The organism is Flavobacterium sp. (assembly GCF_030146175.1).
Lineage (GTDB): Bacteria > Bacteroidota > Bacteroidia > Flavobacteriales > Flavobacteriaceae > Flavobacterium.
This window is the reverse complement of sequence record NZ_JASLCE010000015.1, coordinates 1-8,189: the sequence shown is the minus strand read 5'-3', so window position 1 is coordinate 8,189 and position 8,189 is coordinate 1. Positions and strand designations below refer to the sequence as shown.

9 protein-coding genes are annotated in these 8,189 nt (G+C 39.1%); 3 read left to right on the top strand and 6 right to left on the bottom strand.

Features of this window, described 5'->3' with window-relative positions; translation table 11 throughout:
• The first annotated feature begins 291 nt into the window (after positions 1-291).
• From Q1R07_RS01610 to Q1R07_RS01600, 3 genes are all read left to right on the top strand, one after another.
• Complete coding sequence (locus tag Q1R07_RS01610; RefSeq protein WP_300485292.1) at positions 292-591, top strand: hypothetical protein; 300 nt, start codon at positions 292-294, stop codon at positions 589-591.
• An 89-nt stretch (positions 592-680) separates the two neighbouring features.
• Positions 681-1,766: a DNA polymerase III subunit gamma/tau gene (dnaX, locus tag Q1R07_RS01605; protein ID WP_300485290.1), complete on the top strand. Its 1,086-nt coding sequence runs from the start codon at positions 681-683 to the stop codon at positions 1,764-1,766.
• 191 nt (positions 1,767-1,957) lie between these two features.
• Positions 1,958-2,449, top strand: coding sequence for a DNA polymerase III subunit gamma/tau (locus Q1R07_RS01600; protein WP_300485288.1), 492 nt, complete (start codon positions 1,958-1,960; stop codon positions 2,447-2,449).
• 3 nt (positions 2,450-2,452) lie between these two features.
• Here the strand turns inward: Q1R07_RS01600 and Q1R07_RS01595 are convergent, their stop codons facing one another.
• From Q1R07_RS01595 to ppk1, 6 genes are all read right to left on the bottom strand, one after another.
• On the bottom strand, positions 2,453-3,031 hold the full coding sequence (locus Q1R07_RS01595) for an NAD(P)H-dependent oxidoreductase (protein ID WP_300485285.1): 579 nt from the start codon (positions 3,029-3,031) through the stop codon (positions 2,453-2,455).
• A 16-nt stretch (positions 3,032-3,047) separates the two neighbouring features.
• Entirely contained in the window at positions 3,048-4,067 is a 1,020-nt protein-coding gene (locus Q1R07_RS01590) for an NAD-dependent epimerase/dehydratase family protein (RefSeq protein ID WP_300485282.1), read from the bottom strand.
• A gap of 83 nt (positions 4,068-4,150) precedes the next feature.
• Positions 4,151-4,714: a Crp/Fnr family transcriptional regulator gene (locus Q1R07_RS01585; protein WP_300485280.1), complete on the bottom strand. Its 564-nt coding sequence runs from the start codon at positions 4,712-4,714 to the stop codon at positions 4,151-4,153.
• A gap of 16 nt (positions 4,715-4,730) precedes the next feature.
• On the bottom strand, positions 4,731-5,171 hold the full coding sequence (locus tag Q1R07_RS01580) for a GNAT family N-acetyltransferase (RefSeq protein WP_300485279.1): 441 nt from the start codon (positions 5,169-5,171) through the stop codon (positions 4,731-4,733).
• Positions 5,172-5,174: 3 nt separating this feature from the next.
• Positions 5,175-6,065: an exopolyphosphatase gene (locus tag Q1R07_RS01575; protein ID WP_300485277.1), complete on the bottom strand. Its 891-nt coding sequence runs from the start codon at positions 6,063-6,065 to the stop codon at positions 5,175-5,177.
• Between the two features lie 17 nt (positions 6,066-6,082).
• The coding region (gene ppk1 / locus Q1R07_RS01570; protein ID WP_300485275.1) for a polyphosphate kinase 1 at positions 6,083-8,189 on the bottom strand (2,107 nt) is incomplete at its 5' end.

The following is an 8,189-nucleotide window of genomic DNA, read 5'->3' as shown; positions in this document are numbered from 1 at the left end:
ACCGCATAGAGTTTACCTGGTTTCACTACAGCATTACCTGTACATACTTTCTGTTGCACTTGTCCTAATCCCGATAAATCGGAACTGACGGGTGTTACCCGCTATGCTACTCTCTGGTGTCCGGACTTTCCTCCCTCCGCCGAGGCGGACGACGATAAGGCGGTCTGCGGCTGCAAAGATAGTAGAATATTCGTGTTTCGGGCATTTTAAACAACAGTACTTTAACATTGCTTTATAGTCTGTTGAGAATAAAATGCTTATCTTTAAAGTGTAACCCTCAAAACTTAAATTATGATCCGTATGTATCACTATGCTACCGTTACCAAAGCTTTGGAAGAACTGACCGAAAAAGGTTTTTCAGTCGATTTTAATATTCACGAACAGGATATTATTCAAAATCCTTCCAATTACGAGATCGTTCATATTTACCGTTACGAAGGCCAAACCAATCCCGACGACGAAGCTACCGTATATGGTATTAAATCCATTACCGGAGAAAAAGGCGTATTTGTAGCCGGGCAATTGGCATCTTCCGAAAATGATATCGAAAAAGTATTAATTGATCTAAGTATAAAAGGAAGAACCGAATAGCTTGTTATCCCTTTATATTGTTAAAAACTATCTGCAGGCGGTTTTGTAATTTGCTATTTTTACCGCTATATTTGCCGTAATATAAAGTTATGGAACAATTCATCGTATCAGCCCGTAAATACCGACCGCAAACGTTTAAAGACGTAGTGGGGCAACAGGCTATTACCAATACTTTATTAAACGCGATTGACAACAATCACCTGGCGCAGGCTTTACTGTTTACAGGGCCGCGTGGGGTTGGAAAAACCACTTGCGCGCGTATTCTGGCTCGTAAAATCAATCAGGAAGGTTACGATGATCCGTATGAAGATTTTGCCTTCAATGTATTTGAGCTGGATGCGGCTTCGAATAACTCCGTTGACGATATCCGTAATCTGATTGATCAGGTACGTATCCCACCCCAAACCGGGAAATACAAAGTGTATATCATCGACGAGGTGCATATGTTATCGCAAGCGGCTTTTAACGCCTTCCTTAAAACACTGGAAGAACCGCCAAGGCACGCTATCTTTATCCTGGCAACCACCGAAAAACACAAGATCATCCCGACTATTTTATCGCGTTGTCAAATATTTGATTTTAAAAGAATTACTGTTAAGGACGCCAAAGAACATCTTGCCGAAGTAGCTAAAAGTCAGAACATTGTTTTTGAAGATGATGCGCTTCATATCATTGCTCAAAAAGCAGATGGTGCGATGCGTGATGCTTTGTCTATTTTTGACCGGGTTGTCTCCTATTGCGGAACCAATCTGACACGTCAGGCGGTTACCGAAAACCTTAACGTATTAGACTACGAATACTATATTAAAGTAACCGATTTAATTCTTGAAAACAGAATTCCGGAGTTATTACTAGCGTATAACGATATTCTGGCAAAAGGATTTGACGGTCATCATTTTATTGCCGGACTGGCTTCGCATTTCAGAGATTTGCTGGTTTGTAAAAACCCGGCGACTTTAGTATTGTTGGAAGCTGGCGAAGTAGCTCAGAATTTATACAAAGAACAGGCACAAAAAACAGCTCAGGAATTCCTATTACAAGGAATAGATATAGCAAACGATTGTGATTTAAAATACAAAAGCAGTCAGAACCAACGTCTTTTAGTTGAATTATGCCTGATGCAACTGGCCTCCATTACTTTTGATGGAGAAAAAAAAAAGCTAAGTCATACATAATCCCTCCTGATTTTTTTAGGAATAACCCGAAACCGGTCGCACCAAGTCCGGAAGTAACTGCTATTCCACAAACTCAGGCGCAACCCAATCCGGAGCCGGTACATATTCCGTCACAGGAAGTTGCAGCAACAGTTGTCCCCGTTAATCCGGAACCCGTAGCGGTAAAAATGGTTACGCCGGAGATTAAACCTATGATTGCACCTGATCTGAATGCCGAAAAGAAAGTTTCTGCTTTTTCATTAGCCAGTATTCGGGCCAAAAAAGAACTGGAAGCGCAGCAAAAAGCCAATGTGTTACAACATGACGAACTTCCAAGGGAAGCCTTTTCCGAAACGGATATGTTGTTACAGTGGAATAAATTTGCACAACGGTTGAGTGATAAGGGCCAAAAAATTATGGCTACTTATATGCAAATCAACGATCCGGTTTTGGATGCCGATGGTACGACTATAAAACTCGAGTTGCCGAATGAAGGTTCCAAAGTCGATTTTGACAGTAGTAAAATTGAACTTTTGGGTTATTTACGCGGGAAATTACACAACCACGATATTGTTATCAATGTCCACGTTAATGAAGTTGTCGAAACCAAATATGCTTTTACCACTCAGGAGAAATTCGACAAACTAAAGGCCATTAATCCGGCGTTGGAATTATTACGCAAAACATTTGACCTGGATTTATAATCTTTAGGCCTGTTTTTGTCCTAAGTTATAGGCTTTTTCCAACCATTTTTTGCGTTGTTCCGCATTCGACGTTTTTATAATTCCAAAATAAGACACTTTTACCGGTTTTACGCCACAGAATTCCAAAACAGCTTTTTTTAACTGATTCACACTTGGTTTACCGTAAACCAGCCAATAATAAAAACCCGGCTGATCCAGTGTTGTAATAATTCGGGCCGTTTTTCCGGTTAGCAATTTATCCCACCAAACGGAATCTTTGCGGTAGCGAAATGCCATTCCCGGTAGAAAAAGACGATCCAGAAAACCTTTGGTAATCGCCGGAAGTCCACCCCACCAAACCGGATGTACCCAAACCAAATGATCGGCTTCTTTGATCAATTCCCACGCTTTTTGTAAATCCGGTTCCAATTCCATCCGTTTTTGATACCCAAATCGTAAATTCGGATCAAATTCCAGATCGGCTATGGTAACCACCGATACTTTTGCATCGGTTGTTTGCGCTCCTTTTACATACGCATCTGCTAACGCGAAATTAAAACTGTCTTTATTCGGATGGCCATTAATGATCAGTATGTTTTTCATAGGTACTATCGTTGTTTTACAGTTTAAATGTATTGATTTTAATCGTTTTATTAGTTGCTAATGCTGTTATCATTTCATTGGATTTATATAATTGATGACTAAAATAGATTCCGTCGGAAAAAGAAGTACTTCCTAATTTCTCAATATGTAAAACCGTAGCAAATGCGGTTAATTCCGATTGTCCATTATCGCTGAGTAAAACGGTTTTTGTCATCCCCTTTGTAGTAGACGCCAAGACTTCGAACGTGGTCTTATCCCCTTTTCCGTTGGCACTAAAAAGCAACCTTCTATTTTTTAACGACAAACGATCAAATAATCGAACGGATTGAAAAATACCTAACAAACGGGTTACCACTTTCGAACTATAGGTCATTTTAACCGAAACCGTCGGGATTTTCTCAATGGTATTCAGAATAAATAAATCCGGAACATCAAAATTATAAACCTGTCGTTTTCCGATTTCAAAGGCAAAGTCATATTTTTCGGAATCTAAAAAATGTCGGATCGTTACCGGTTGATTTTCCTGATATCGCAAAAACGGTTTGCTTACATTTTCAGCCATAAAATGCGCCGAACTTTCACCTGCTTTATCCTTTACCGAATAATACACGAATAATTCAACCTTCCTACTATTTTCTAAATCCGGTATAAAACCGGGAACAATACCTGCCATCCAACCGGAGCTAAATACAATTTTGCTCGATAATTTCTTTTCGTTACCGGCAATCGAAAATGCCTCGGTCAAATCGGGAGTGGGTTTGGTAATGTCGATATAATCGATCTGATTGTCGATCGCATAATACAATACATTATTCAGCTTGTCATTTACGCATAATACAATCAGGTCGATCATCTGTTTGGAAATTTCAGACAATGTAGTATAATCCATCACATCGATAGTTATCCGATTCGCGGAATTACTTTTTTTACGACTACCGATAAATACGTTACAATCGGGATTTCTGGATTTTAAAATTTGGGAAATGGTCGCACCAATCAGACCCGTTCCTCCAATGATAAGGATGTTTTTTTGCATAACTCAAATTGTTTTCTGCAAAAATATCGGAGGATTAGGGATCGGTCACCAGACATATGTCCAATAGTCGATCGTACCGGAATTTAAATTAATACCGCTTTTCGGATACGGCTCAAATGCCGTGGTGTTATTCCTAAAAACGAAGCCAGGTATTGTAATGGGATGAGTTTGATATATAAGGGCTGCAGGCGAAACAATTCTTCGTAACGCTCCTTACCCGAAAACTTCTGAAAAGAAGCGATTCTTTTTTCCAATTGTACGTATTGGGTTTCGGCCAGAATACGCCCTACTTTTTGCCAGTTACTATTCTGAAAATACAAACGTTCGAGGTCGTCCTGATGTAAAACTTCCAATTCGGTATCAAAAAGCGCCTGAATATTTTCATCCGTCGATTTTTTAGTCACAAAACTGGAAAAAGCCGACATTAATTCGTTTTCAAACGTGATGCAATTGGTAATTTCATCCCCTTCACCATTGATATAAAAAGAACGCAACGCGCCCGATTTAATAAAAACAATTTCATCACAAACGGTGTTTTCTTCGATCAGGTATTCCCCTTTTTTTAAACTTCGTTCGGTTAGGATATCGTCCAACATATCCAACTCATTGGATGTTAGGATTCCGAGTGCTTTAAATAAGGCTTTCATACGCAATAACACTTAATTATTTTTGGAGTTCCATAGACAAAATCGGAAACGGTTTTCCACTGGGATCCAAAGGTTCTCTTTTTACCGTTTTAAAACCCAGGTATTCATAAAATCCGACTGCCTGTTCATTTTGTTCATTTACATCTACTTTTCGGGCCTTTTTTTCTGTTACTGCAAAATCCAGCAATGCCTTTCCTACTCCTTTTCCACGATAATCGGGACGGATAAAAAGCATTTCAATTTTGTCGTCGTCTAAACCTAAAAAACCGGTAATCTCGTTTTGATCACGAGTACAAAAAAGAGTTACCGCTTTTAGATATTCCTTTAAAATCAGCGGTTTGTAGTATTGAATATCGTCTTCTGTCAAAAAAGTATGTGTCGCGCGAACGGACGCTTCCCAAACTCCGGTAATTTCTACATAATCCTTAACCGAAGGTGTCTCAATTGTCATCTTCATTTTTTAAATCTTGTCATAATACATTGCTTTTACGATACCGTCGGATAATCCGATTTTAGGTACGTAAATATTTTTGGCGCCGCTCCATTTCATGGCGTTCAGATATATCCGCGTCGCCGGGATAATGACGTCGGCACGATCCGGATTTAAACCGATTTCCGAGATGCGTTGTTCATACGACAGGGAATTCAGGTATTGGTATTGCGCATTTACATAGGCATACGACAATGGTTTTTCCTGTAATTTTCCGGAAAGTTTAAACAGTTTATTAATATTTCCACCGGAACCGATCAATGTAATATGATCATACGGTTCGGTTTGTACTTTAATCCATTTTTCAATTTCCTGCCAAACCACGTCATTTACCATATTATTAAGCAAACGAACGGTACCATTTTTAAACGATTTGGACGCGACCATTTGTCCTTCGGAGAATAACGAAAATTCGGTACTTCCACCGCCAACATCTACATAAAGATAGGTCTGATCCGTTTTAATAAAATGACGTAAATCGGAAGAAGCAATGATTTTGGCTTCTTTTTTTCCGTCGATAATATTGATTTTTATATCGGCTTTTTTCTTGATGATATCAGCCACTTCCTGTCCGTTATATGCCTCACGCATAGCGGAAGTAGCACACGCCATATAACGTTCTACTTTATATACTTTCATTAACAGTTTAAACGCTTTCATCGCGTCGACCATTCGTTCGATATTGTCATCGGTAATTTCACCAACGGTAAAAGCATCCTGTCCCAAACGGATGGGAACACGAACCAGTTCACTTTTGTTGAATTGCGTTTCTTTACCGACCTGCTCCACGATATTGGTGATCAATAATCGCATGGCATTGGAACCGATATCGATAGCGGCATATTTTTTTATCGAAATCATGCTATTCTAAAATCAGGTTATAGTTTTTTTTCTACAATCACTTCCATTTGGTTGCGATAGTAATTATAGGTTTCCAATTGTGCCCGGAACATTTTTTCTTTGGGACGTTTCCGGTATTTATTTTCCAGGTTTTCCGAATGCAATCGGGCTTTTACGTTTCCTTTCCAGCCGATATTAAAGGTTTCGATTAGTTCGTTTTTAATATTCGGATCGTAAATCGGACAGGTTACTTCCACCCGGGCATCGAGATTTCGAGTCATAAAATCGGCCGACGAAATATAGACTTCCGGATCGCCTTCGTTACCAAAGATATAAATCCGCGCATGTTCCAGGTAATTGTCGACAATGCTAATGGCTTCAATATTCTCGCTCATTCCTAATACACCCGGTATTAAGGAACAAATACCGCGAACAATCAGTTGAATTTTTACACCCGCACGACTGGCTTCGTATAATTTGTCGATCATTTTAAAATCGGACAAACTATTCATTTTCAATTTGATATAAGCTTCTTTTCCTTCTTTGGCATTGTGCATTTCCCTTTCGATCAGTTTTATAAACTTCGAACGGGTATAATGCGGCGAAACGATCAGGTGCTTGTAACGATGCACGCGATAATTCACATCAAAGAAATCGAAGATACGGTTAATATCCCGTAAAATCTGCTGGTGACTTGTAAGTAGCGTCACATCGGTATAGATTTTTGCTGTAGATTCATTAAAATTTCCGGTAGAAATAAAGCCATATCTAAAGATCTTCCCTTCTTCCACGCGTTCCACCACACAAATTTTACTGTGTACTTTTAGTCCTTTAACACCAAAAATTAGTTCAATACCTTCCGTTTGCATTTGTTCGGCATATGAAATATTACTGGCTTCGTCGAAACGTGCCTGTAATTCGATCTGAACAATAACCCTTTTACCGTTTTTAGCGGCATTGATTAACGAACTGATAATCTGCGAATTTTTAGCCAGACGGTATAATGTGATTTTGATAGACGTCACTTTCGGATCCAAAGCGGCTTCTCTTAGAAACTTGATCAAATAGGAAAACGACTGATAAGGCGCATTGACCAGAAAATCCTGTTGTTTGATTCGCTCCAGAATACTTCCTTCCAGACTCAAACCAACGACCGGTAAAGGCGGATTTTGTCTAAAAAGCAAATCGTAGCGTCCTAAATTAGGGAAATCCATATAATCACGACGGTTGTGGTAACGTCCGCCGGGAATAAGGCTATCGGTAGCATCGATTTTCATTCGGGTAAGGAAAAAAGCCAGCGTATCTTTATCGATCGATTGATCATAAACAAAACGTACCGGTTCCCCTATTCTACGGTCTTTTACACTGGTTGAAATTTTTTCGATCAAACTTTTATTCAGATCGGAATCAATATCCAGTTCGGCATCACGGGTAATTTTGATCATGTGCGCCGAGATACTTTCGTAGTCGAATATATTAAAGATACTGTGTAGGTTATAGCGGATTACATCATCCAACAGTATGATATATTGTTTGTCGTTACTCGATGGAAGTACGACAAAACGATTGATCGTTTTGGGTATTTCGACTACCGCATAACGCACCTCTTTTTTCTGAACGATTTCGGATTCTTCCAAAACTTTGGTTTTCGGATTCATCACCAGTTTTATCGCCAGATAACCGGAAGTATCTTTTAATAATGGAAATTCATCCAGATCGTTAAGGATAATCGTCACCAATTCGGGACTTACTTTCTGGATAAAAAATTCCTTTATAAAATTTTGTTGTTCTTTATTGGTTTCGGTTTCATTAATGATAAAAATGTTCTCTTTTTCGAGCATTTTTTCAATGACACTCAGAATACGCAAACTTTCGGACTGTTGTTCGATTACAATTTCGGTAATATCTTTGAGTAATTGCTGAGCGGAAATACCACCTAAAATTTTTTCGCCGGAAATTCCTTCCATACTCAACCTACGCACAGCTGCGTAGCGTACGCGGAAAAACTCGTCTAAATTATTGGAAAATATACCTAAAAACCGAAGTCTGTCTAATAGTGGAACGCTTTCGTCTGCTGCTTCCTGTAAAACTCTTGCATTAAATGCCAACCAACTTTTTTCTCTGTCGATATATCTGTTTTCGTGA

What these genes read in the sequence shown, in the direction of transcription:
- Q1R07_RS01610 (WP_300485292.1), top strand. Translation starts at nt 292, where the DNA reads ATGATCCGTATGTATCACTATGCTACCGTTACCAAAGCTTTGGAAGAA.
- dnaX (WP_300485290.1), top strand. Translation starts at nt 681, where the DNA reads ATGGAACAATTCATCGTATCAGCCCGTAAATACCGACCGCAAACGTTT.
- Q1R07_RS01600 (WP_300485288.1), top strand. Translation starts at nt 1,958, where the DNA reads ATGATTGCACCTGATCTGAATGCCGAAAAGAAAGTTTCTGCTTTTTCA.
- Q1R07_RS01595 (WP_300485285.1), bottom strand. Translation starts at nt 3,031, where the DNA reads ATGAAAAACATACTGATCATTAATGGCCATCCGAATAAAGACAGTTTT.
- Q1R07_RS01590 (WP_300485282.1), bottom strand. Translation starts at nt 4,067, where the DNA reads ATGCAAAAAAACATCCTTATCATTGGAGGAACGGGTCTGATTGGTGCG.
- Q1R07_RS01585 (WP_300485280.1), bottom strand. Translation starts at nt 4,714, where the DNA reads ATGAAAGCCTTATTTAAAGCACTCGGAATCCTAACATCCAATGAGTTG.
- Q1R07_RS01580 (WP_300485279.1), bottom strand. Translation starts at nt 5,171, where the DNA reads ATGAAGATGACAATTGAGACACCTTCGGTTAAGGATTATGTAGAAATT.
- Q1R07_RS01575 (WP_300485277.1), bottom strand. Translation starts at nt 6,065, where the DNA reads ATGATTTCGATAAAAAAATATGCCGCTATCGATATCGGTTCCAATGCC.